Source organism: Clostridium sp. (genome assembly GCF_016650095.1).
GTDB lineage: Bacteria > Bacillota > Clostridia > Clostridiales > Clostridiaceae > Clostridium_AD.
The window spans coordinates 1-26683 of sequence record NZ_JAENWL010000007.1 but is presented as its reverse complement, the minus strand read 5'-3'; the positions used below and the strand labels follow the sequence as shown (position 1 = coordinate 26683).

Sequence of the window (26683 nt, the reverse complement as noted above, 5' to 3'; positions counted from 1 at the left end):
GCTCATATTTTAAAAATATGCTCATATTCTGAGAATAAGCTCAGAATATGAGCTTAATAAACATTATAATAATTTTGTGAGGAAGAGGTAGAGAAATGGAAATCACAAATTTACATTCCGAGGAACTTGTATTTGCTTTAGATATAGGAACAAGGTCCATAATAGGGACAGTTGGGAAAGTAATTGAAAAGAAATTTCAAGTAATTGCTGAAAGTTATATAGAACATGAAGAGAGAGCTATGATTGATGGTCAAATTCATGATATTCAAGCCGTAGCTAGTGGAGTAAAAAAGGTGAAAAAAGAATTGGAGGGCAGTTTAAATGTTACATTAACTAAAGTAGCTATTGCGGCTGCAGGAAGATTTCTAAGGACAACGGAAGTAAAGTCCGAAATAGAGATAGAAGATGATAAAGAAATTGATAGGGAAGTCGTTAGAAGTTTAGAACTTACTGCAGTTAAAATGGCAGAGGAGGAAGTCAATAAATCTACTAAAGGTAAGCTTTATTGTGTAGGATATAGTGTGAAAAATTACTATTTAAATGGATACATAATCTCAAATTTGAACTCTCACAAAGGAGAAAAAATTGCGGTGGAAATAATCGCTACCTTCCTTCCAAGATCAGTGGTTGATAGCCTTTATGCTGTTATGAGTAAGGCAAGCCTTGAGGTGGTAAGTTTAACCCTAGAGCCAATAGCAGCAATGGAAGCTGCGGTCCCACAAAATTTGAGATTGCTAAATTTGGCTTTAGTGGATATTGGCGCAGGTACTTCCGATATTGCTATTAGTAGTAAGGACAGTATAAGCGCATATGGCATGGTACCAATGGCTGGGGACGAGGTAACTGAAATAATAGCACAAGCCTATTTAGTTGATTTTAACACCGCAGAAAAAATTAAAAAGGAGTGCAGTGGAAAAGATAAAATTAAGTATATAGATGTTTTAGGATTTGAAAACGTAATAGAACCAGAGGAAATTTTAAAAGTAATTAACCCTGCAGTTATAAAGATCTCTGAAGAAATTGGAAATAGAATAATTGAATTAAATGGGGGGAAAGCTCCTAATGCGGTATTTCTAGTAGGAGGGGGAGCACATACACCCTATATTAAAGAAAATATTGCTAAAATCTTAAATCTGCCTGTGCAACGTGTTGCAATTAAAGGTCGAGAAGCAGTAGTTGAATGCATATGTGATAGTAATTTAGGGAGTATTGGAGTTACAGTTTTAGGTATTGCACTTATATCAATAAAGAGGTTAGGAAATGATTTTATTGATGTAACTATAAATGACAGAATTATAAGTTTATTTAATGCACATAAACACACCATTATGGATGTAATGGTGCAAGAGGGGATAAATCCTAAAATATTGATTGGTAAGAATGGACGTAATATTAGATTTGTAGTTGATGGAATAAAACGAGTGGCTTTTGGAACTTTAGCTAGGGGTGCAGAAATTAGGATTAATAACCTTATGAGTAATGTTGATTCTGAGGTAAAAGAAGGGGATGTCATTAAAATTGATTTTTGTATCGATGGAAAAAATGCACAGCCTACAGTTATGGATTTTGTAAAGAATATTCAAGCTGTAAGTTTTTATCTTGAAGGTAAAATACATAATATTGAGCCTGTGCCATTCATTAATGGCGTACGATCTTTAATAAATGACATAATAAAAGAAGATGATGATGTTAAAATAGAATTTCCTACTACAATGCAGGAATACGCAAAGTATTTTGGTGATAGGGTACAAGGCTCAACTTTTAAAATGGACAATAAAGAGTTGACTTCGGATTATGTTATACAAGAAGGGGATAGAATATATAATGTATATGCAAAAGAAAAAAACATTCCCCCTAAAGATGAACATATCAAAGATCTACTAGAGATTGTGGTTGAAGTTAATAAAAAAATTGTAACCCTCAAAAATAAAGAAAAATACATATTTGTGGATATATTTGATTATGTAGATTTTGATTTATCTATTTCAAAGGGGAAATTAATACTTCTACTCAATGAGATTAAAGCTAACTATAATGGACCGTTAAATAATGGAGATGTGATCCAAATATATTGGGAGAAATAAATGCTAATTATTTCAAAAGAGGTATAAATAAAGGGGTGGAAATAGTGGATTTTTTAGATATGGCAAAAAATATTGAGAGTGAATTAATAGAGATAAGGCGTGATTTTCATGAAAATCCTGAATTGGGGTTTGATTTATTTAGAACATCCCAAAAGGTAAAAGAATTTTTGAAAGTGGAGGGTATTGAGTTTTATGAGGTAGCACAAACTGGTATTTGCGCTATTATTAGAGGAAAAGGTGAAAAAACTATTGCTTTGAGAGCAGATATGGATGCACTTCCCCTGCAAGATAAGAAAATTTGCGAGTATGCCTCTAAAATTATTGGAAAAATGCATGCGTGTGGGCACGATGCTCATACTACTATACTTTTAGGAACAGCCAAAATACTAAATAGTATGAAAGATGAAATTAGAGGAAATGTTAAATTATTTTTTGAGCCAGCAGAAGAAACTACAGGTGGTTCGCCTTTAATGATTAGTGGCGGAGTACTTGAAAATCCTAATGTGGATGCTGTTATTGGGCTTCATGTAGAGGAGTGGTTAGAAGCGGGAACCGTTGGTTTAAAAAGAGGATACGCATATGCAGCATCAAATCCCTTTACTATAAAAATAATAGGTAAAGGTGGACATGGTGCAAGCCCTCATATGACTATTGATCCGGTTGTAATAGCTAGCAATGTTATTATTGCGCTTCAAAACATCGTAAGTAGGGAAATTCCACCAACAGACGCGTCTGTTATAACTATAGGGACTATTCATGGAGGAACAGCTCAGAATATTATACCGGAGGACGTCACAATATCAGGAATTATAAGAACTATGAAGAGTGAACATAGGGAATACATAAAAACAAGATTAGTTCAGGTAGTAGAAGGCATAGTTACTGCTATGAGAGGAAGATGTGAAATTAATATCGAGGAAAGTTATCCTTGCCTGTATAATGATGATAAGCTCGCAGGAATGTTTGAGGATAAGGCAAGTGAATTACTTGACCAGAGTAATGTTTATAAATTAGACCAGCCTACTATGGGGGTGGAAAGTTTTGCTTATTTTTCTAAGGAAAGACCAGCATTATTTTATTTTTTAGGAAGTGGGAACAAGGAGAAGGGTATAGTAAATCCGGCTCATGGAAGTTTATTTGATATAGATGAGAGCTGTTTATCTATAGGTGTAGCTATGCAATGTACGTTAGCTTATGAATTTTTATTGAATTCTTAATGCATATTAGTATATAATTGATATTTGATGTGATTTTTTTAAATGTAGGTTGATTTATTATAATAAAAAAGATGATTTTTTTAATAGTAGAATGGTGATTTATTATAAAATAAAATAAATTAGATTATATATGGAATTCGTCAATAGATAAAAGAGAACTAGGAGGATATATATGAGAATAGAAATCGGAGCAAATGAAGCAGGACAAAGAACGGATAAATTTATGAGAAAAGTACTTGGTGATGTGCCACTTAGCAAAATATATAAAGCTTTCAGAAAAGGTGATATTAGGGTTAATGGTAATAAAATCAAGGAAAAACATTCACTAGCAGTAGGTGATATTGTTGAAACAAAATATATTACCAGTGAGTTTAAGAAAGAAGAGTTTAAAAGAATTGACAATAATCTTAAAATAACCTTTGAGGATGCTAATATATTATTGGTGGAAAAATGGCCAGGCGTTTTAGTTCATTCTGACAAAAAGGATGGAGAAGCTACATTAGTAGATTATGTGCTTTCTTATTTGTATGATAAGGGAGATTACAGTCCAGAAAATGAAATAACATTTACGCCAGCACCTTGTAATAGATTAGACAGAAATACTTCAGGTATAGTTATGTTTGGAAAGAATTTTAAATCGCAGAAGCTTTTAAATGAAATGGTAAGAGAAAGAAGTGTTGAGAAATATTATATGGCACTAGTAAGCAACAGGATCAAAGACGGTGTTTACGAAGGGTATATACGTAAAGATGAGGATGCAAATATCTCAGAGGTATACGATACTAAGATGCCAAATACAAAACGAATAGCCATGGAAGTTAAAAATATAGAAAGTTGTGGTACATTCTCACTATTAGATATTAATCTTATAACAGGAAGAAGTCATCAGCTTCGTGCTCATTTAAGCCATTTAGGAAATCCTATTGTTGGTGATCCAAAATACGGTGAGAAAAAGATGAATAGTTTCTTCCAGAACAAATATGGTTTAGATTATCAATTTCTATATGCATACAAGGCAATATTTAAGAATTGCCCTGAAGAGCTATATTATATGGAGAACAAAACTATTGCAGAAAGTTTACCACCAGTATTAAAAAAGATTAAAAAGGATGTATTTAAATTTTAGAGGGTGGGTTTAACGACATTTCAGAAGGAAAGTATCATATTTAAATAAATGGAGTGAACTACAATATAAAGATAAAAATTCAGGAGAAGTTTAAACCTCCTTCTGAAGTCGTTAATATTGTAGCACCGAAGGTGATAATTAATGAGTGAAAAAGTGAATTTAAATAATCAGTCTACCTCAAAAGGCTTTGCCATATTATCTGCAGCAAGTTTTATGGTTAAGCTTTTATCTTTACTATATGTACCTTTTTTAAATAATATATTAGGAACTGATGGCTATGGTATATATGCATCTGCATACCCTATATTTGTGTATGTATATATTTTAACAAATGCTGGTATTCCTGTGGCTATTTCTAAAATGATATCAGAACTTATAGCAGTAGAAAATTACAAAGATGCGGTAAGAACATTTAAAATAGCTAGATTTTTACTTTTGATATTGGGACTGGTTATGTCCTTGTTATTACTTGTTTTTGCAGGCCCCCTATCAATAATAACAAAAAGTGCTAATGCAAAGCTAGCAATTATGGCCTTAGCTCCAACTATTTTAATATCATCTATATTATCAGCTTATAGAGGATATTTCCAAGGAAGAGGGAATATGACTCCTACGGCGGTATCCCAGGTATTAGAACAAATTGCAAATACTATATTTAGTTTAGCTTTTGCAGCGTACTTTATAAAATATGGCTTAGCAGCAGGTGCGGCAGGTGGAACCATTGGTACAACTATTGGAGCACTAGTTGCCGTAATATATATGATTAATTCCTATAAAAAGAATAAAGTTTTTAGCGTTCCTAAAGGATATAATAAATTAAATATAAAAAGACTCACTACTAAAAAAATAATAAAAAGGCTTTTAAGTTATGCCGTTCCAATGACAATATGTTTAGGAATACAGCAAGCAGGGTTATTTATTGATTTATGGTTAGTTAAATCAAGAATGATAGATTCTGGAATGTCTGAAAGTCAAGTTACCATTTTATGGGGCGTATTCACTAAATATACGACACTAATAAATGTTCCAATAGCCATTATTACAGCATTAGCAATTACTATTCTGCCTTCTATATCTAGCTTAATGGCATTAAAGGATAAAAAAGCTGTTCGAACTAAAGTTAATTATGCTTTTAGGCTATGTTTTTTAGTGGCAGTACCTTCCTCGGTCGGACTAGCAGTTTTAGCTAAACCTATAGTAGAACTACTACACTTTGATTCTGATGTAACAAGATTACTTATATATGGGTCAGGAGTAATAATACTTATGGCTGTGGTTAGTGTTCAAACTTCAATTCTGCAAGGTCTTGGGAAACTTTACTTAGTTACCTTCTATGCAGTGTTTGGATTAATTGGAAAAATAATCATTAACTATTTTTTTGTAGCTATTCCAAGCTTTAATGTATTAGGAGCTGTTATGGCTAGTGGTGTAAGTTTTGCAATACTTTTGATATTTAACCATATAGCTATGAACAAAGTGCTAAAGGTTAGGATTAACCTAAATCGTCATGCCATTAAACCTATAATAGCCTCAGGCGTTATGGCAGTTGTAGCAAAAATAATACATTTTAACTTTAATTTTATATTAAGTTTTGTCAAAGAAGGTTATTTTGCTAATGCTATGGCAATATTAATTTCTATGGGCTTCGCCATATTAACATATTTTTTAATATTAGTGATTATAGGTGGAATAACTAAAGATGATTTAGGAATAATTCCACATAAGATTACGAAGCTTATACCTAAATCTATATTGCATAAAATTAGATAGAAATTTGCGTATGAATAAGAAAGTAAAAAAGCCTAGAGTTATTTTAATTTTAGACTTTTTTGCTTTTTTTTGTAAGGAGAAGAGAAAATAATAATAGAGAGAAACCAGTTACAATAATTATTATGTTTTTAGTAATAAAGATAGAATTTGGCAATGTATTATCTAAAATTTTTAATACGAGGTAAAAGAAAATGCTAAGACAAATATCAATTGTAAATTCCGTAGAGGAAAACTGTATATAGCAGGTTTCCTTGATTGAAATAATATTCAATATAAAGCTTACTATAGAGGTTATAAGAATAGCTATGCCGTAGCCTAAAATATTTAAACTTGGGATACCTAATAATACATAAAGCAAGATAAGTTCGAGAATAGAGGTCACTACAGAATTTATTAAAAGAGCTTTTTGTTTTCCAAGACCATTTAAAATTCCAAAGGTTGAACCAGACATGTACATAAATGGGGCACTTAAAGCAGCAACCCGTATGTATGTGCCTAGGTCATATCTATCAAAAAATAGCTTTCCTAGGGAGTCGCCGATACATAAGCATACTATCATAGTCGAAATGCCTAGTAAAAATGAAATTTTTATAACTTCCTTTATTCTAATTTCTAGGCCGTTATAATCATTTTTAGTAACACTTTTGGAGATATCCGGTGTTAATATGGTTGCCATGGACATTACAATAATAAAAGGAAAAAACACGATGCTCATTGCCATACCAGAGAATTTACCGATTAGGGCTAAACTTTCTGTATATTCAATGCCTGCATAAACTAGACGCCTTGGTACAATCAATGTGGACAGCGCTGAAATCGCTGTGGTTAAAAAACCATTTATGCTTAATGGGATGGAAACAACAAGAATGTTAAATAAAAGTTGAGCTCTTCCCTCAGCTTTTTTAGTGTAATCCTTAAATTTATTTTTACTCTTTTTATAGAAGATAAATAGTAGAATAAAACTTATAAGCTCCCCAATTGATAAGGAAATATATGTAGCAGTAACAGTAGCAGTTACATTTTTTAATGCAAAGAAATTTATAATTCCAAGTATTATGGCCATTCGTACGGTTTTTTCAACTATATCTATGATTGCCGGTACTTTAACATTGGAAATGCCGTAAAAATAACCTTTGTAAATAGATGAGAGGGCAACAAAGATTAAAGCGGGGCAAATAACCCAAATGGAATATAATGTTCTTTGGTCTTTTATTATGTACGTACTAATGAAGGGAGAAAAGAGAAATACTAAACATGTTATTAATATAGCCCATACAAAATCGAAAACTAAGGTAGTATGTACGGATTTGTTCAAATTACCGTAATCATGTATTCCATAATAAGATGAAGCTTCTTTTGAAATAGCTGTTATCATTCCCCCACAAATAAGGCAAATGAATAAATCATAAATAGGCATTACAAGGCTATATAACCCCATGCCTTCTGCACCTAATTTTTTGGAAAGTAAAATAGTGAAAATAAATCTAAGTATTCCAGCAGTTAAATTTGAAATCGTAAGTATGATTGAGTCTCTATAGAAATTATCTTTAATCATAAAAGGGTCCTCCTTGCTATTAAAGGTAGGTATATAACAGTTATTAATAATTAGTATGTGAAATTTTATGATTATATTCTACAAGAACCATGGAAATAAATAACAAATTAAAGATAAACTACAGTTATTTTTACAATTAATAGTCTGAATTATTTGGCATAATATTTATTAAAATTATATTGCACCGAGATAGCCATCTTAGAGCTTTTTATGTTAAAATAATTTTATTAGTAAATTTGGAGAAAAACAATCGTTGATTGTTATCTACCTCGAAGGGAAATATGGAGGAATTGAGTAATATGAAATGTTTAATATGCGGTATGGAGATAAATATAAATAATTTCGATTTAAATAGTAAAGGATTATTAGAAGAGAATGAGCGAGAAAATATTAAACATTGCCCATTTTGTGGAGTGCGTGATAAGTATTTACAATCAGAAGGGGAGATCTTTTCTAAAAAAGAAATGAATAAGGTTGATTCTGATAGTTTAGATAAGAATACTTTAGTAATACTAGACCATGCTATGAAGCTCGAAATATTTAATTCCGAGTTTTACGCATCAGCGGCGAAGCTTGCTAATAACGCTTACGTTAAAGAAACTTTTGAAGCGCTTTCAAGGATTGAAAAAATGCACGCTATAGTGCATCAAAAACTGGGAGGGTTCAAAGGACTTCCCAAACTCGTGGATATAGATTATAGTAAATATGAAAATGATAAAAGCTTAATGGAACTCGCTGCGAATAGAGAAATTCATGCTACGGCATTTTATGAAAAATATGCAAAGGAAATAAGTAATCCAATTGTTAAAGAGGTACTTTTTGCTTTATCAGAGGTTGAACGTGACCATATACAAATTGCTAGAAGTTATTAAAAACATTTATAAAGCTATATTTGTAGATAAAGCAACTTTAGTGAATTATTAACACATATACTCTAATCTATATAAATATATATAGATTAGAGTATTTATAATTTAGGGGGGAAGTATGAAGAAGACCATTGGATTTATAGTTATTTTAGCTGTGATGGCTTTTGCACTATTTTCAATGAAAGATTCTTTTAAAGAATATAGGATTGCAGTGAAAGATGAAGGTATAAAAACGCAGTTGATTTTTAAAGGATTAAATAATGCTGTTGATTTTACTAAGGGGAAGGAGGATAATTACTATATAGCTTTTAAAGATAGAGTACAGTGCATTGATAAAGCGGGCAAGTCATACAATATATTCACAAATAAAAAGTTAAGTATAACTAGTTTAGAGTATAACAATGAAGTACTGTATTATGCATCTGGAACACTCGTCTATTCATATAATTTAAAGTCAAATGAGAATAAAGAAATAATTAAGGATATACCTAATTATGGAGATTATAATAATAGTTTGATTAAAATTAATGGAGAATACCTATTCGTTACAATAGGTTCTGCAACAAACTCTGGAGTAGTGGGTCCGGACAATCAGTGGCAAGATTATTACCCTCAAAACCATGATATTTCACCAAAGAGTATAACTATAAACGGAATTAATTTTGGAGTGGAAAAAACAGGAGCATTTGTTCCATATAATACTAGAAATATAAAGGGGCAAATCATAACAGAACATGTACCTGGAAATTCATCCATAATAATTTATAATTTAAAAACTGGAGCACAAGGGAACTTTGCCTGGGGTATAAGGAATATGAAGGCGATAGATTTTAACAGTGAGGGCAAAATATTAGTTACTGTGGGAGGAATGGAGGAGAGGGGACTAAGACCTGTAAAGGGAGATAGTGATTATATATACCAGATTAAAAAAAATACATGGTATGGTTTTCCAGATTATACTGGTGGAGATCCTATAAGCTCACCTAAATTCAAAGATTTAAATAACAAGACTATTCCATTTATTTTAGATAATCACCCTACAACAAACCCACCAGCACCAATTTATCAACATAAATCAGTAGATAGTTTAGTAGCTTTAACAATTGATAAAAAAGGAATACTAGGAGACATAGACTGTATATATTTCTATGAAAGGAATGATAATAGCATTTATAGTTTAAATAAATCCAGTGCGCTTAAGGAAAAAATTAATTTTCACGATGACACTTATATATCTAGTATGAAATTTTTTGAAAAATTAATAGTGTTAGACTCTAAAAGTGGTTATCTAATTACTGTTAGCAAAAATGAGAATAATGGAATTGGAAGTGGAATGCAGAGATTTATGTATTATTTATTAGCAGTTGTGGTAACTTTAATAGTTTGTATACTTGTTGTTTTAAGAAAAAAGAATTAGAATATATTAAATATATAGTTCTTATAATTATTTAAGCACATTCAAATATGTTTTTAAAGTGTATTTAGTGTATACTAAATTGAGAGGTGAACAGATTGAAGAAAAAAATTGAAGCTACTTATGGAAGAACTTTAAAGGGCTTAATGATAACAGTAAATCCCATTAAAAAAAAGATCATGAAAACTCATTGTATTGTTCATAAATTTATAAATATTCAAGCTATTGAAATATTAAAAAATAAGGGCTATACTGAAGTTCATAGTTTTTATAAATCACATATAAAAGAACTAAACAATGGTGTTACCTGGGCAGATCAAGATTTTAAAAGTTCAAATCATTTTTATCATCATATTAAGGGCACTGGCCTCTATGGGTTCTCAAATGCATTAACTGAATTTGAAAAATATTATAAACGTGCTTTGAAATTTATTGAGGAGGGAGACACGAAACAAGCATTGTTCTATTTTGGTGCAGCATGTCATTTGCTTCAAGATGCTACGGTACCTCAACATGTGAACAATAACCTCTTGAAAAGTCACAGAAATTTTGAACTTTGGATTATAGGTAAATTAATGAGTGATTATTCTTTTCCTATTTTTAATGAAATAATAAAACAGGATGAGATAGAAGACTATATAAAAAATAATGCAGTTTTCGCTAATAAAACTTATAGTTCTTTTGCAAATATTAAAAACAAAGAAGAGAAGTATAATAAAATATCTGTTCTTATAGTACAAAGAGCACAAAAGACTACAGCAGGTTTAATGTTGAATTTTTATAATGAGATTATGAAATAATTCCTTTATTTTAGAGGAATTATTTTATTTTTGAAGAATAATTTAAAAATAGTTAAAACATATTAATATATTTGGTAAGGGGGGAGCAACAATTGAAAAAGGAGGTTTTTATAAATTTAGAGAAAGAAATCTTCAAAGGGAATTTATTAGATATAGGTTTTTCTAATCATGGAATTATATATAATATTTACAAACAATATTCTGATGAAAGTTGTAGTGTAGAATATATAGAGGGTAAAGAAGAGAAGAGAAAAATTGAGGAGGGGGTATATGACGTCTGTGCTCTGTTTCTAACTTTAAGTGATATAAAATTGTCGCAAAACAAAAATAAATTGATAAAAGATATATATAAGTATTTGAAAGATGATGGATTACTATATATATGGGATATAGATAAAGGATTTGCTAAAATTTCTAATTTTAGAATAAAAATTGTGTTGCCAGATAAAAGCACAAAACAAATAAATTTAAGAGATTTAAATTTATTTAAAAATAGTTCTAAAGAAAATACACTGAAAGCCTTACAACCTTATTTTGAAGTATTAACTTTGAAAAATACAGACAATATCTATTACATGATATGCAAAAAGAAAGGGAAATCAGAAGATGAAAGTAACACTAGTAGGGATTAATGCAAAATATATCCACAGTAACTTAGCAGTAAGATATTTAAAATCATTTACTGAGGATTTAAATTATGAATGTGAAATTATGGAATTTTCTATTAATGATAATATTGAAAGAATTTTAGAAGAAGTTTTAAGGAGCAAGCCAGATATTGTGGCGTTATCTTGTTACATATGGAATATTGATTATGTTAAGGCAGTAGCATCCCTTATAAAGCTTGTAAATAGTAAAATTGAAATTCTTTATGGTGGACCAGAGGTTAGTTATAATTGCGAAGCTTTTCTTATGGAAAACGTGGGGGATTATATAATTGAAGGGGAAGGCGAGTTAACTTATAGTGAATTTATTAATTGGCGGATTACCACTCAGGGAAATTCCAATATCGATAAAGATAGTAAAGGCAATATTCAAAATATTCTAGGGTTATATTATAAAGATCATAATAAAATTTACTATAATGGGAAGAGACCTTTAATGGATATGGATCAGATTATTTTCCCATATGATGAAGAGGAACTTACTAATAAAATAGTTTATTATGAAGCATCAAGAGGGTGCCCTTTTAAGTGTAAATATTGTCTTTCGTCGACTACTCATGGAGTTAGATTTTTGAATATTGAAAGAGTAAAAAAAGAATTAAAATTTTTAGCTGATAAAAAAGTAAGATTAATAAAGTTTGTTGATAGAACTTTTAATTGCAACACTAAATTTGCAGTAGAAATTTGGAGATATCTAATAAGCATAGATACTGAAACAACTTTCCACTTTGAAATCTCAGCGGATTTGTTAAACAAGCAGGAGATAGATATTTTATCTAAGGCACCAAAGGGTAGATTTCAATTTGAAGTAGGTATACAAACAACAAACCCTGTAGTTCTTAATAATATAAATAGATTCGTAAACTTTGATGAGATAAGAGAAATGGTTGACCAAGTAAAAAAAATAAAGACCATTAATCAGCATGTAGATTTAATTGCAGGTCTTCCGGGAGAAAATTATGAATCATTTAAGAAATCTTTTAATGATGTTTATAGTATTCACGCAGAAGTAATACAACTTGGATTTTTAAAGCTACTTAAAGGTTCTGATATGATAAATGAGGCTGATATGTGGGGTATGGTCTATGCACCTTACCCACCTTATGAAATTTTGAAGACGAAGGATATAAGCTATGAGGAATTGGTAAAACTAAAAAGAGTAGAAAAAATGGTGGATAAGTATTGCAATTCACAAAAGTTTAGTACTATTTTGAAATATTTTGTGGAGAAGTTTGACACACCTTTTGATTTCTATTATGAACTTGGATTATTTTTCTACGAAAAAGGATATTTAAGTAGGAATATATCATCTGTAGATTACTATAAGATATTTATTGAATTTAATGAGGAAAAGCTTAAAGAAGAAAAATTCGCCTTAAAAGAGATTGTTAAATATGATTACCTTCAATATAATAAAAAGAAATGGTTACCGAATTTTTTAATTAGGGATGTAGATAAAGAAATAGAAAGAAGAATTAAGGGAAAACTTCTACAAGATAATACTATAAATAGTGCAAATAATATTCATGTGGAAAAATTTACAATTAATATCTTAGAGTATATAGAGAATAATACTATTTGTGAAGAAAATCGATATTTACTTTATGATATTAATGATGAGGAAAATATAAAGGACATAACTTACATTTTAGATTAAGATATGAAAATTATCATTGGAGATTTCCAAAAAAATACAAATTAACATTAAATGTAATTTGTGAAATGGAAATCATCTAATATTTCAAATATTTATAGAATTCAAAAAAAAGAAGTTGAAATTTATATTAAATTTCAGTATAATCAAATATAAGTTGTATTCAATACTATATTAGTATGAAAACAAATATCTTGCAAAAGTTTTATAGTTAATTAGATACATGAAAATAACTTGTTATTTATTTGAATTTGACTTGTTAGAAAAAAAGGTGGTGATATTTTGGCATTAGAAGCAATAAAAAGTATAAAAGATGCAGAAAAGCAAGCAGCAGATATTATAAGTATGGCAATTTCAAGTAGTAAGGAAATATTAAAAAAATCTGAGATTGAAGCTCAAAGCCAGTACAAAACAGTTTTAGATGCTGCAAGAGAAGAAAATAAAAAAAGCATAGAGAATGCTAAAGAAGAAGGGAGAGTAAAATCTGAACCAATTTTTGCTACAGGTAAAATAGAGGTAACGAGTATACTCAATTTAGAAGGCGAAAAATTTGATAGGGCAGTTAACATAGTGGTTGAGAGGATAGTGAGAAATAATGGCAATAGTTAAAATGAGTAAATTTACTTTGTTTGCCTTTGAATCACAGAAAGAAGCTTTGCTGAATAGCCTTCACAGATTTGAAAATGTTCAATTTTTAAATCTACAAGAATATAAAGAAGAACATTTACAATCTCTCAAAAAAGACTCGCAAAAGGAAAAAGTTTCTTATCTAGAAGGTGAACAAGCAAAAGTGAAATTTGCTCTTGATCTATTACTAAAGCACTCGGAAAAACAAGGTGCTATAGAATCTTTAGTAAAAGGTAAAAATTTATTGAATTATGAGGAATTAGAAAATTTAGCTGAAAAATCAAAGTATAGTGAGAACTATAAAATGCTAAAAGAGAAAGATAATGCTTTGGTCGAGATGAAAAATGAAAAATCTAAGATTAATTCTGAAATAGAAATATTAAATCCATGGATGTCACTAGATGCTCCTATTGAAGATTTAAAAGGACTAAATTCTTCAATATTCCTAATGGGTTCATTACCAAAAGCATTTAAAAATACTTTTAGAGAAAAATTTGAAAGTGAAATTCCATATTCCTATTTAGAAGTTATTAGTGAGGTAAAAGAAGAAGTAAATGTAATTGCATTAATATATAAGGACTATGAAGATAAAGCTAAAGAAATACTCAAAATTAATAGCTTCAATGCAATTAATTTTAACTATGATGGAATGCCATCCCAAGTGGTAAAGAATTTTAAGTTAAGATTAGAAGCAATATCAAAAGATGAAGAAAAAATAAATGCAGAAATAAAGAATTCTTGTCAGTACTTAGATGATTTCAAGACAGTATATGAATATTTATCAAATAAACATATAAAAGCTTCGGCTTGTGAAAATTTCTTAAAAACAGAAAGTGTAGTTGCAATAGAAGGATGGGTACCAACAGAGTTATCAAGTGATTTAGAGAATGTAGTAAAAGCGATAACTAAGGAAGAATTTTATTTAGAATTAGAAGCAGCGGCTAAGGAAAATGATGAGGTGCCTATACTTTTAAAGAATAATTCATTAGTAGAAGCTTTTGAACCAGTAACATCAATGTATAGTTTACCTAAATATTCAGAGATAGATCCAACACCACTATTTACGCCTTTTTATTTGGTGTTCTTTGGGATGATAGTAGCTGATATTGGTTATGGAGTATTAATGTTTATAGCTTCATTACTTGCATTAAAGAAATTTAATTTAGATGAAGGGCAGAAAAAGTTTGCTAACTTCTTCTTTTACTTAAGCATACCAACCACAATCGCAGGAGTTATATATGGGAGTTTCTTTGGTGATTTAATTCCATATATATCAAATCATAGTTTAGTAAAGCCAGGAGAAGATTTAATGCAAATATTGTATGTATCTATAGCAATGGGTGTGGTACAAATTTATTTTGGTCTTGGTGTTAAAGGTTACATGCTAATTAGAGATGGAAAGCCAATGGATGCTATTTATGATGTTTTGACATGGTATCTATCATTAACTGGAGCATTTTTATTTATTGGTGGTGGAATTTTAAAACTAAGCCCAGCAGTAATCGGTGCAGGTAAATGGGTTATGATAGTTGGAATGGTTGCATTGGTATTAACCCAAGGAAGAGAAAGCAAAAGTCTCGGTGGAAAGCTTGGTGGAGGAGTATATGGTTTATATGGTATAACTGGTTACATAGGGGACTTGGTTTCATACTCAAGGCTTATGGCACTAGGACTTGCAGGCGGGTTTATAGCAACAGCTTTTAATACGCTTATTAGAATGATACCATCACCATATAACATTATTTTTGGGGTATTTATATTTGTGGGAGCACAATTGTTTAATCTATTATTAAGTGCACTTGGAGCGTATGTTCATAGTGCTAGACTTCAATATGTAGAGTATTTTAGTAAATTTTATGAAGGTGGAGGAAAAGCCTTTAAAGCGTTTAAACCGAAAAATCAATATATTAATGTAAAACAAGGAAAGCAAATTTAAGGAGGAATTAATTATGACACTGATGGATTTTTTTGCTAAAGATGGTGGATATATTTTTGCAGCACTAGGAATGGCTTGTGCGGTGTTTATGTCGGGAATAGGATCAGCAATAGGGGTAGGTATAGTTGGTGAAGCAGCGGCAGGACTAACAACAGAAGAACCTGAAAAATTTGGTAAAGCTCTTATACTTCAACTATTACCAGGTACACAAGGGCTTTATGGTTTCGTTATAGGACTGATGATATTGCCTAAACTAGCTGCGGATATGACTTTAGGTATGGGATTATACTTATTTATGGCTTGTTTACCAATAGCCTTCGTAGGATTGTATTCAGCAATAGCACAGGCTAAAACGGCTGCAGCGGGTGTTGCAATACTAGCTAAAAACCCAGAACATACTACAAAAGCTATTATACTTTCTGTAATGGTTGAAACATATGCTATTTTAGCATTTGTAGTTTCAATAATCTTATTAAGTAAGACATTCTAGTTTAAAACAAAGATGTTAGAGGAAGTGAATATATGTCAAATTTAGAGAATTTATCATCTAAGATAATAGAAGATGCTAATATTAAAGCAGAAGCTTTATTGAAAGAAGCTAAGGATAATGAAGCTTTACTTATAGAAAGTAAAGTTAAAGTTGCCAAAGATCTAGTGGTACAAATGTTAGAAAAAACTAAAATTGAAGCTAATACAACAAAACAAAGAATTATATCAAATGCTCAGCTAACGGTTAGAAATGAAAAATTAGTGGCTATGCAAAAAATGATTGATAATGTATTTGTTGATGCTTTAAAGAAGCTTTTAGTAATAACTGATGAAGAGTATTTGGAACTTATAAAAAGATATCTTTTATCAATGCAAATAGCAGGGGATGAAGAAATAATAATTCCTGGGAAATACACAAATATTGTAGACGGTGAATATTTATCTCAAATAAATACTGCACTAAAATCTTCAGGAAAAATAGGGGAAATAAAGCTAAGTTCTGATGTGCGTGATATTAAAAGTGGATTTATAATACTTAAAAATGGTATAGAGGTTAATAATACTTTTGAAAGCCTTGTTAATTCATTAAGGGATGAGCTTGAATCAGATATAGTTAAAGAACTATTCAATTAAATTTTAGGTAGATAATAATTATTAATTGTTATCTACCTCGAAGGAAAATAAGGAGGATAGCCATATATGGATAAAATGAATTTCACACAAGCTGTGGCTAGGCTAAGGGTATTAGAAACAAGACTCCTTAACAAAGTAAAGATTGATAGAATGATTGATAGTGCCTCGGCGGAAGAAGTGCTTAAGAGCTTGCAGGAAACTGAATATGCAGGTTTGATGGTAAATATAAAAAAAACAGAGGACTACAATATACTACTTAAAGAGGAGTTAAACAGAGTATATTCGCTTATGTATAAAGTTTCTCCAGACCCAATTATAGTAGATATTATGAGTCTTAAATATGATTATCATAATATCAAGGTAATGTTAAAAGGGAAGGCTTTAGACAAGGATTTTTCTTATATGCTAATTCCAGCAGGAACAGTGGATATAGAGAAATTGAAGATTTACATGAATACTGGAGAATATAGGGACTTAAACCCTAATATGAAAGAAGCTATACTTAAGGCACAAAAAGTCTTTAGTGAGCTTAAAGACCCTCAAAAGATTGATATTATATTAGACCAATATATGTATATAGACATGTTAGCAAGGGCAAAAGATACAAAAATTGATTTTATAATTGATTATATAAAAAGAAGTATAGATTTTTCTAACATTAAATCAATTATTAGATTAAAGAAACAACAAAAGAATGTAAACTTTTTAAAAGAGGTTATCCTTCCAGGTGGAGATATAGATAAAGATATCATAATAAAAGCATTCAATGAGCCTATTGAAAATATGGCGACTAAATTTGCTTCATCAAAGTATGGAGAAGTTGTAACAATGGGACTCGAAGAATATATTAAAACTGGTAAATTATCAGCTTTTGAAAAATACACTGAAAATTTCATTATGAAAAATTTAAAATCAGCTAAATATGTTACTTTTGGGCCAGAACCAATATTTGCTTATATCGCAGCAAAGGAAACAGAAATAAAAATAATAAGAATAATTATGGTTGGAAAATTAAATAATGTTGATACGGCTGTCATAAGAGAAAGGGTGCGTGATGTTTATGCATAAAATAGGAGTAGTTGGAGACAAAGATTCGATACTTGCTTTTAAAGCTCTTGGAATTGACGTATATCCTGTTATTGAAATTGAAGAGGCTAGAAAAGTTATAGATAAAATGGCATCGAATAATTATGCAGTTATATTTGTTACTGAGCAACTAGCTCAACATTTAGATGAAACCATAGAAAGATATAACGCAAAGATGCTTCCTGCTGTTATATTAATACCAAGTAATCAGGGCTCACTAGATATAGGAATGCAAAGGATTCGCGATAATGTAGAAAAAGCGGTGGGCGTTAATATTTTATAGAAAGGTAGGGAGATAACTTGAAAATCGGTAAAATCGTAAAAGTTTCAGGTCCATTGGTTGTTGCAAAAGACATGGATGAAGCTAATATATATGATGTAGTTAAAGTTGGAGAAAAGGGTCTTATTGGCGAAATCATCGAAATGAGAGGAGATAGAGCCTCCATTCAAGTATATGAAGAAACATCAGGCCTCGGACCAGGAGATCCAGTAGAATCTACTGGAGAAGCATTAAGTGTAGAACTTGGACCAGGACTTATGGAATCAATGTTTGACGGTATTCAAAGACCGCTTGATGCAATAAGAGCTATAGCAGGTAATTACTTAACAAAGGGAATAAATGTTCCACCATTAGATAGAAAAAGAAAATGGGGATTTGTACCGACCGTTGCGGTTGGGGATAGTGTTTCATCTGGTGATACCATAGGTACAGTTGTGGAAACGAGTGTTATAACTCAAAAAATAATGATACCTTTTGGAATAGAGGGAACTATAGCTTCTATTAAAGAAGGAGAGTACACAGTAGAGGAAGTAGTGGCTGAAGTACAAACTTCAGAAGGCGTTGTACAAGTTACATTAATGCAAAAATGGCCAGTAAGACGTGGAAGACCATACGCTAAAAAATTAAATCCGGTAGAGCCACTAATTACAGGTCAAAGAGTAGTAGATACTTTTTTCCCTGTAACTAAAGGTGGTACTGCTTGTGTTCCAGGTCCTTTTGGAAGTGGAAAAACGGTAGTTCAACATCAACTTGCTAAATGGGCAGATTCAGAAATAGTTGTTTATATAGGTTGCGGGGAACGTGGAAACGAAATGACAGACGTTTTGAATGAGTTTCCAGAGCTTAAAGATCCAAAAACTGGTGAATCTATAATGAAAAGAACTGTGTTAATTGCAAATACGTCTAATATGCCAGTTGCAGCTAGAGAAGCGTCTGTATATACAGGGATAACTATTGCAGAGTACTATAGAGATATGGGATACTCAGTAGCTGTAATGGCGGATTCTACTTCCCGTTGGGCAGAGGCACTTCGTGAAATGTCAGGAAGACTAGAGGAAATGCCAGGTGATGAGGGTTATCCAGCATACCTAGGTTCACGTGTAGCTGATTTTTATGAAAGGTCAGGAAAAGTAGTTTGCCTTGGAAGTGATAAAAGGGAGGGAGCCCTTACAGTTATTGGTGCAGTATCACCTCCAGGTGGAGATTTATCAGAGCCAGTTACTCAGGCTACACTAAGAATAGTTAAGGTTTTTTGGGGACTAGATGCACAACTTGCTTATATGAGACATTTTCCATCAATAAATTGGTTAGAATCTTACTCACTATATTTAGATAAGATAGGTAAGTGGATGGATGAGAACGTTGCAGAGGATTGGACTGAGCTTGGAATGAAAGCTATGGGTATTCTTCAAGAAGAAGCGAAACTTCAAGAAATAGTAAGACTTGTTGGTTTGGATGCTCTTTCGGAAGAAGATAGATTGAAATTAGAAGTTGCAAAGTCAATTAGAGAAGATTATCTACAACAGAATGCCTTCGATGACGTTGATACTTTTACATCCTTGGAAAAACAACATAAAATGTTAAAGTTAATTTTAGTCTTCCAAGTTGAAGCAGAAAAAGCTTTAAACGCAGGGGTATATTTAAGTAAGGTATTAAAAATGGAAGTAAGAGATAAAATAGCAAGAGCAAAAAATATTCCGGAAACTGAATTGTCAAGAATCGATGATATATATATACAATTATCCAAGGAAGTAGAAAAATTAATAACGGAAGGTGGAGTTATTAATGATTAAAGAATATAGAACCATATCAGAAGTTGTCGGACCACTTATGGTTGTAGAGAAAGTTCAAGGGGTAAGGTATGATGAACTTGTAGAAATAGAACTACAGACTGGTGAAATCCGTCGTGGAAAAGTACTTGAAATAAATGAAGATAAAGCAATGGTTCAGTTATTTGAAAGTTCTACAGGAATTAACTTAAAAGGTAGTAAGGCTAAATTTTTAGGAAGACCACTAGAACTAGGTGTTTCGGAAGATATGCTTGGAAGAGTATTTGATGGACTTGGTAGGCCAAAAGATGGTGGACCTAAAATTATCCCTGAAAAGAGATTAGACATAAATGGAGAACCATTAAACCCCGTAGCAAGAGACTATCCGTCAGAGTTTATTCAAACAGGTATTTCAGCTATTGATGGGCTTAATACTTTAGTTAGAGGACAAAAATTACCAGTATTTTCTGGATCAGGTCTTCCACATGCTGAGCTTGCTGCACAAATAGCAAGGCAAGCGAAGGTGTTAAATTCAGATTCAAAATTTGCTGTTGTATTTGCAGCTATAGGAATAACTTTTGAGGAAGCACAATTTTTTGTAGATGATTTTACTAGTACTGGTGCAATAGACAGAACTGTGTTATTTATGAACCTTGCAAATGACCCAGCTATTGAGAGAATAGCCACACCTAGAATGGCTCTAACTACAGCTGAATTTCTTGCCTATGAAAAAGGAATGCATGTACTTGTAATTATGACTGATATTACGAATTATTGTGAGGCACTACGTGAAGTTTCAGCTGCAAGAAAAGAAGTACCAGGTAGACGTGGATATCCAGGATATCTATACACTGACCTTTCGACACTTTATGAAAGAGCAGGTAGGATTAAAGGACTTGAAGGTTCAATAACTCAAATTCCTATACTTACAATGCCAGAAGATGATATAACTCATCCAATTCCTGATTTAACAGGATACATAACTGAAGGACAGATTATTTTAAGTCGTGAACTTTATAAAAAAGGCATTATGCCTCCAATAGATGTTCTTCCTTCATTATCAAGGCTTAAAGATAAAGGTATAGGTAAAGGCAAAACTAGAGAAGATCATGCTGATACAATGAACCAGTTATTTGCTGCATATGCTCAAGGTAAGCAGGCAAAGGAGCTAGCAGTTATTTTAGGAGAGTCAGCTTTATCTGATGCAGACAAAGCATATGCAAAATTTGCAGAGGCTTTTGAAAAGAAGTATGTTTCCCAAGGGTTTGGAGTTAATAGATCTATTGACGAAACAATAAATTTAGGATGGGAGCTTCTATCTATTCTACCAAGAACCGAACTTAAAAGAATTAGGGATGAATATTTAGAGAAGTACTTACCTGTTAAAGAGGGTGAGTAAACGTGGCAAGGTTAAATGTCAGCCCAACTAGAATGGAGCTTACTAAACTTAAAAAAAGATTAGGTACAGCGACTCGTGGACATAAATTATTAAAAGATAAGCAAGATGAGCTTATGAGAAGATTTATTGATCTTATAAAACATAATAATGAACTACGATCAAATGTTGAGGAAGAATTACAAAACTCTTTTAAGGATTTTGTTATGGCAAGTGCATTAATGTCCTCAGAATTTCTAGAGGAAGCCATTGCATATCCAAAAGAAAGTATTTCTGTAGAAGTTGAAACAAAAAATCTTATGGGTGTTAAAGTTCCCATGATGAAGTTTAAAAGAAAATTAGAAGATGATCCAGGAAGCATATATCCATATGGATTTGCTAGTACTTCAGGTGAACTTGATGGAGCTATAGAAAAGCTTTATATAATTTTACCGAAATTATTAGAACTTGCAGAGGTAGAAAAATCTTGTCAGCTTATGGCGAAAGAGATTGAAAAAACTAGAAGAACAGTTAATGCTCTTGAATATATGACAATACCTCAACTTCAAGATACTATAAAGTATATAAAAATGAAGCTTGGTGAAAATGAAAGAGGAGCTTTAACTAGACTTATGAAGGTTAAAAGCATGATGGAAAAAGCTCAAGTAATAGCCGATGCAAAGCGAATTAGCACGTAAGGGATAAAGTTAAGGTGTTTTTATGACACCTTAACTTTTTTTGTGAAAATTTAAGTTGATGTATGCAGTAATTTATAATAGAATATACAGTGAAAGAAGTTTAAATTTATTGCTATTAAATGCAATTAATTTAAGGAGGAGCAATATGGCGGTTAGAAAAATTTTACAATATGGGGACAAACGTCTTAATACGATTTGTGAGGCGGTTAAAAAAGTAGATAGAAGAATATTAAACTTAGTTGATGATATGATCGATACACTTTATGAGGGCAATGGGATAGGCCTGGCTGCTCCACAAATAGGTATTTTAAAAAGAGTTGTGGTAATTGATTTAGGTGGAGAAGAAGATGAAGAACCAATAATAATTATAAATCCTGAAATAACGGCTCAATCAGGAAATGAAAAGGATTATGAAGGATGTTTAAGCTATTTGGGATATGAGGGTGAGGTATTTAGGCCTACAAATGTTACAGTTAAAGGAATTAATATTAAAGGAAAACCAGTAACCTATGAAGCTGAAGGGTTACTAGCGAGAGCCTTTTGTCATGAAATTGATCATTTAGATGGGATATTATATATGTCTAGAGCAGAGGAAATGAACGAGTTAGTTGAAGAAGAGTAATTATTCTTATATTATGCTGTAACGTAAAGTATATATTGCCAGAAATGCGCTCACTTCGCCAAGTAATTCTAAACAAATTTTATTGAAAGATACTAAAAAGTGCAAACTCGCGTAAACGCTCAAACATGCACTTTTCTTAACGCATCTTCCAATAAAATTAGTTAAGAATTACTAAGGCTTGTTCGAACGCATTTTACGCAATATATACTTTGGTTAGCATAATATAAGAATAAACTCTACTATCAGAGCAATCTATATGCTGAATATCTATAATTTAATTAAAGAAAGCATGCTATGTGATTTTAATATCATATGTCATGCTTTTTTTATTTTCCCTACATATTGATATCTGACTACGCAAGTGCTATTATAATATAGAATACTGGTGTATATACACTAGTATATACATATATAAAGAGGTGTATAAATAAATGCAAGAGTTAAAAGAAAAGATTCAGCAATTGAAGGTGGAGAAAAACGCTTTGATTCTAGCACATTATTATCAAAATGATGATATTTAAGAGATAATATAAATAAAGTAATAGATTTTGGAGTGTGTTTTGACTCGGAAAAGGGTGAGTTCAAATATACAAAGGAAGGTGCACATAGCGTTAGTAGAATTGTTCATAACAAGGATGAAACTGGAAAAGAGCTTTTTTTATCTTTATTAGATTCAATTAAAAACAAAAATAATATAAGAATATATGAAAACACTACTTTGCTTGATATTATTATCAACAACAATAAATGCATTGGAGGCATCGTCACTAAGGGTGAGGAAACAATAAATATATATTCTAAGGAAACTATTTTAGCAACTGGTGGTATTGGAGGTCTATTTAAAAATTCAACCAGTAGAAGAAGCCTAACAGGGGATGGAATAGCTATTGCCCTAAGACATAACATTGTAACATCTGGAAATGTAACCACAGATAATATTTTGGAAGTAGCAAGCAGTGGAGTTGACTATATATCTGTAGGGGCATTGACTCACTCTTACAAAGTTTTAGATTTGAGTATGAAGAATTTAGTTAACAGTTAAAAATAGGGACTATCAAGCTACAATATTATAAATCCAATGAAATTTCTCCTGCGTGCCTTGCAATGTGAACTCGAAACGTGAAATTTGATTAAGAAATTCTAATCTTTCAGCGTTTCTCATTGCAAGTCACTGTGGAGAAATTTCATATTATATTATTAATAATCATAGCCTGATTATGGGGATATTACACAACATATACTATAAACTCTTGTTTCTTATTAATTGCTTTATCCAAGTATATGAACCATAAATAGCGCTAATTAAAAATATTATTCCATTAACATAATATTTTATTAATCCTTTTTTATTTTGTTTTGAATTGATTAATTCAATTTTATCATCTTGAATTTCAAATACATTTTCACTACTCAAATCAACTAGCGCATCTTGATCTCCATTGTGTCTATTTTCATAGATTGCAAAATCTTCATTACCATATCTATTAAAAATTGCATCCTTTTCAAAAACTGCGTATCCGATAGGCTTATCTTTAATCGATGTTTCAAATAATACTACTAGGCCAAAATCAGTTTTAAGTTTATCAAGAACAACTATATTTGCGGTATTTTCTTTTGATGTTTTACTTATTTTGTGAACAATATAATTTTCGATTTTATTACCATTGATATTGTATACTAAGGTATATTGAAGGATTATTCCTAATAAAATAGCAGTAACAATTATTTTTCCGAAATTTTTGTGCATGATATTTTACCTCATCAATCAAGTCCATCCTTGATGTCTTCTAACTTAATTGAAATCTCATCTTTGTATACGACGTTTTTAAATACTATTTTTTCAGCTTATTTAAATATAACGCATAATATTCTCTATGCTACTGGTACTCTTTGCGACTATATATTTTTCTTTTATCAATTCAATATTTCCATTTTCAAAGTGTATAAACTTATTTAAATATTTTTATGAATTGCAAGCTCCCAAACAATCTGGCTATTTAATTTCAACTTGTTTGGCATGAAAAAATATGCTTAGTAACTAACGCTGTTTTCTATGAAACACTACTAATTAGCGACTTCTTGTTGCACCAAAATATTTTACAAGTTCGACAAAATATATTTATTTAAGTATACCATTATTACCGTAAATTGGATATAATTCATAAATATATGACTTCAAGTAAAATAATACATTCTATTTGTTAAAATTAACATTACTAGGTATTTTTTTATGCATTCTTGTGAATGAACTTTTATTGTTGAAATATATATATTAGTAATTATGCTAACAAAAGTATATGTTGCGTAAAATGCATTTGAACAAGCCTTAGCAATTCTTAATTTATTTTGTTTACAGATGCGTAAAGAAAAACATATGTTTGAGCGAAATAGCGAGTTTATGTTTTTTAGCAGCTGGAAACAAAATGAATTTTAGAATTACTTGGCGATGTGAACGCATTGGAGCAATATATACTTTTAGTTATAGCATAATCTAAGAAAAAAATAGTTAGTCTACTTTAAAATACACTAGGCGACTTTATTTATAATGGGGTTAATGTTATAATATGCCATGTTAATGCGGTTTAAGTACCCCATAAAGGTAAGACGATAAAGTGTACAAGGGTGGAATTCTAATGAAAAAACAATATCTACTAATAATAGCGTTAATAATAAGTTTGCTGTTTGGTGCTTACAGTTTTATTGGTTTAAAGCAGCGAGAAAAAACTGCAAATGAATTATTTAAATACACATTGTCCCAGGCCCAATCATGTTTTGCACAGGACTATACCAAAATGAAGGATGATGATAAAAATTATTATTATAGATTAGCAGCCGCTAACTTATATACAGCTTTATCTACATTAGATTTAACTTCATATGGTAAGAGTGAAAACCGCAACGAGTTATATAGTGCAATCTCTGGGCTTTATCATTGTATTACAGAAATTAATACTACAAATAGCAGATGGAAAGCAGTCACAGAAAAACGGGTAGCTATATATAAGTATTTAACGTATATTGGCAATGATCTTACTAATGATAAAAACAGTTACGATGCACTTTCTAGACTTGCAAATAATTTGCGTGCAGGTGTTGAAGATGTTGTAATTAATTATGAAGGCACCAGTCAAAATTGGCATGTAGGTTATAAAATTGATGGTAATAAAAACTCACATAACACATATTATACATTTAAGTACACTGGGAAAGAAGGCAACTTAGTAAAAGATATAAAATACTCAATAGACACGAGGAATGAAGGAGAAGAGGGTGAATTCAAAATGGATAGTACCATGATTCACACGGGCAAGCTTATGCTGCCCACTGGATTTCCCAAACCTACTGATAGAGATATGATAGTGAAAATAGAATGGAATGGAAAAAAAGAGTCGTTAATATTAGAAAAGTTATATTAAATTTTTGCTATGACGACTGATTTTCTATGTGGATACGCCCAATAAAACTAAGTTAAAAGGCGTAAGAATATAGAAGATATAAGCCGGATAGGTATGACTTCAAATAAAATAAGACAACCTATATGTATATTATTACTCACATATAGGTTGTCTTAGGCAATCTTGAAATACAAAATATATTGTATTGTGACTATTAAGATAAATTAAATCATGAAGGGGAAAGCATGTTGGAGTGTGGCAGATAGTATATAATGAGTTTTATAGAATCTTAGTTTATGTAATGAAAAATTGACCTAAGCAGGCTAGGAAGGCCTGCTAGCGCTTCTGAGACAGGACGTCGAATAAGCGTGTTAGGAAATTTTTCATGGAATAAACTTAGATTCTGTTAACGAATGCTCTACTATCAGAACAACCAACATGCCGAACCTTCATGATTTAATTATGAATACTATAATCGGACACCTTTGACTCCAAATATGGCGGCGAAAAACGGTATTTTTGCCTTCTGATATACATGTATGTCTTTATTTAAGTTAAGGCTTTTATGAAGGTAGACCTTCACCTCGTTATATTCCATTAAAATATATTGGTCCAAATT

23 protein-coding genes are annotated in these 26683 nt (G+C 31.1%); 21 read left to right on the top strand and 2 right to left on the bottom strand.

The window, feature by feature from the left end; all coding sequences use genetic code 11:
• The first annotated feature begins 95 nt into the window (after positions 1–95).
• The 4 genes from JJE11_RS01255 (at position 96) to JJE11_RS01240 (ending at position 6197) form a co-directional block, all read left to right on the top strand.
• Positions 96–2084, top strand: coding sequence for a cell division protein FtsA (locus JJE11_RS01255; RefSeq protein ID WP_291632430.1), 1989 nt, complete (start codon positions 96–98; stop codon positions 2082–2084).
• Between the two features lie 35 nt (positions 2085–2119).
• Positions 2120–3301: a M20 family metallopeptidase gene (locus JJE11_RS01250; RefSeq protein WP_291632432.1), complete on the top strand. Its 1182-nt coding sequence runs from the start codon at positions 2120–2122 to the stop codon at positions 3299–3301.
• A gap of 172 nt (positions 3302–3473) precedes the next feature.
• Entirely contained in the window at positions 3474–4427 is a 954-nt protein-coding gene (locus JJE11_RS01245; protein ID WP_291632429.1) for an RluA family pseudouridine synthase, read from the top strand.
• A 141-nt stretch (positions 4428–4568) separates the two neighbouring features.
• Positions 4569–6197: a polysaccharide biosynthesis protein gene (locus JJE11_RS01240; RefSeq protein ID WP_291632428.1), complete on the top strand. Its 1629-nt coding sequence runs from the start codon at positions 4569–4571 to the stop codon at positions 6195–6197.
• Between the two features lie 49 nt (positions 6198–6246).
• On the opposite strand, the gene spoVB is transcribed toward JJE11_RS01240, so the two are convergent.
• Positions 6247–7752 (bottom strand): stage V sporulation protein B, encoded by a 1506-nt coding sequence (gene spoVB / locus JJE11_RS01235; RefSeq protein WP_291632427.1) that lies wholly within the window; start codon positions 7750–7752, stop codon positions 6247–6249.
• A gap of 299 nt (positions 7753–8051) precedes the next feature.
• Here spoVB and JJE11_RS01230 point away from each other — a divergent pair, with 299 nt between their 5' ends.
• The 16 genes from JJE11_RS01230 (at position 8052) to JJE11_RS01150 (ending at position 23711) form a co-directional block, all read left to right on the top strand.
• Entirely contained in the window at positions 8052–8624 is a 573-nt protein-coding gene (locus JJE11_RS01230) for a ferritin family protein (protein ID WP_291632426.1), read from the top strand.
• 115 nt (positions 8625–8739) lie between these two features.
• On the top strand, positions 8740–10038 hold the full coding sequence (locus JJE11_RS01225; RefSeq protein ID WP_291632425.1) for a hypothetical protein: 1299 nt from the start codon (positions 8740–8742) through the stop codon (positions 10036–10038).
• A 95-nt stretch (positions 10039–10133) separates the two neighbouring features.
• Positions 10134–10835 carry a zinc dependent phospholipase C family protein gene (locus JJE11_RS01220; protein WP_291632424.1) on the top strand — a complete coding sequence of 234 codons (702 nt, stop codon included), beginning with the start codon at positions 10134–10136 and terminating at the stop codon, positions 10833–10835.
• A gap of 92 nt (positions 10836–10927) precedes the next feature.
• On the top strand, positions 10928–11467 hold the full coding sequence (locus tag JJE11_RS01215) for a class I SAM-dependent methyltransferase (protein ID WP_291632423.1): 540 nt from the start codon (positions 10928–10930) through the stop codon (positions 11465–11467).
• Positions 11442–13157, top strand: a complete 1716-nt coding sequence (locus JJE11_RS01210; protein WP_291632422.1) for a B12-binding domain-containing radical SAM protein — start codon at positions 11442–11444, stop codon at positions 13155–13157. The genes JJE11_RS01215 and JJE11_RS01210 overlap by 26 nt, the downstream gene beginning before the upstream one ends.
• A 279-nt stretch (positions 13158–13436) precedes the next feature.
• Entirely contained in the window at positions 13437–13763 is a 327-nt protein-coding gene (locus tag JJE11_RS01205) for an ATPase (RefSeq protein ID WP_291632421.1), read from the top strand.
• On the top strand, positions 13750–15717 hold the full coding sequence (locus JJE11_RS01200) for a V-type ATP synthase subunit I (RefSeq protein ID WP_291632420.1): 1968 nt from the start codon (positions 13750–13752) through the stop codon (positions 15715–15717). Before JJE11_RS01205 ends, JJE11_RS01200 begins: the two co-directional genes overlap by 14 nt.
• A 13-nt stretch (positions 15718–15730) precedes the next feature.
• On the top strand, positions 15731–16207 hold the full coding sequence (locus tag JJE11_RS01195) for a V-type ATP synthase subunit K (RefSeq protein ID WP_291632419.1): 477 nt from the start codon (positions 15731–15733) through the stop codon (positions 16205–16207).
• A 32-nt stretch (positions 16208–16239) separates the two neighbouring features.
• The gene (locus JJE11_RS01190; RefSeq protein WP_291632418.1) at positions 16240–16839 is read left to right on the top strand and encodes a V-type ATP synthase subunit E; all 600 of its coding nucleotides are present in this window, start codon (positions 16240–16242) and stop codon (positions 16837–16839) included.
• 66 nt (positions 16840–16905) lie between these two features.
• Complete coding sequence (locus JJE11_RS01185; protein WP_291632417.1) at positions 16906–17907, top strand: V-type ATP synthase subunit C; 1002 nt, start codon at positions 16906–16908, stop codon at positions 17905–17907.
• Positions 17900–18208, top strand: a complete 309-nt coding sequence (locus tag JJE11_RS01180) for a V-type ATP synthase subunit F (RefSeq protein WP_291632416.1) — start codon at positions 17900–17902, stop codon at positions 18206–18208. Before JJE11_RS01185 ends, JJE11_RS01180 begins: the two co-directional genes overlap by 8 nt.
• Before the next feature lie 17 nt (positions 18209–18225).
• Positions 18226–19998, top strand: a complete 1773-nt coding sequence (locus tag JJE11_RS01175; RefSeq protein ID WP_291632415.1) for a V-type ATP synthase subunit A — start codon at positions 18226–18228, stop codon at positions 19996–19998.
• Positions 19991–21373 (top strand): V-type ATP synthase subunit B, encoded by a 1383-nt coding sequence (locus JJE11_RS01170; protein WP_291632414.1) that lies wholly within the window; start codon positions 19991–19993, stop codon positions 21371–21373. The genes JJE11_RS01175 and JJE11_RS01170 overlap by 8 nt, the downstream gene beginning before the upstream one ends.
• Before the next feature lie 2 nt (positions 21374–21375).
• Positions 21376–22047 (top strand): V-type ATP synthase subunit D, encoded by a 672-nt coding sequence (locus JJE11_RS01165; protein WP_291632413.1) that lies wholly within the window; start codon positions 21376–21378, stop codon positions 22045–22047.
• Between the two features lie 145 nt (positions 22048–22192).
• Positions 22193–22669: a peptide deformylase gene (gene def, locus JJE11_RS01160; RefSeq protein ID WP_291632412.1), complete on the top strand. Its 477-nt coding sequence runs from the start codon at positions 22193–22195 to the stop codon at positions 22667–22669.
• Positions 22670–23198: 529 nt separating this feature from the next.
• Positions 23199–23711 (top strand): FAD-binding protein, encoded by a 513-nt coding sequence (locus JJE11_RS01150; RefSeq protein WP_366927896.1) that lies wholly within the window; start codon positions 23199–23201, stop codon positions 23709–23711.
• 198 nt (positions 23712–23909) lie between these two features.
• Here JJE11_RS01150 and JJE11_RS01145 read toward each other — a convergent pair whose 3' ends face one another.
• Positions 23910–24416, bottom strand: coding sequence for a hypothetical protein (locus JJE11_RS01145; protein WP_291632411.1), 507 nt, complete (start codon positions 24414–24416; stop codon positions 23910–23912).
• 886 nt (positions 24417–25302) lie between these two features.
• Between JJE11_RS01145 and JJE11_RS01140 the strand changes: the two genes are divergently transcribed.
• Entirely contained in the window at positions 25303–26085 is a 783-nt protein-coding gene (locus JJE11_RS01140; RefSeq protein WP_291632410.1) for a hypothetical protein, read from the top strand.
• Positions 26086–26683 lie beyond the last annotated feature (598 nt).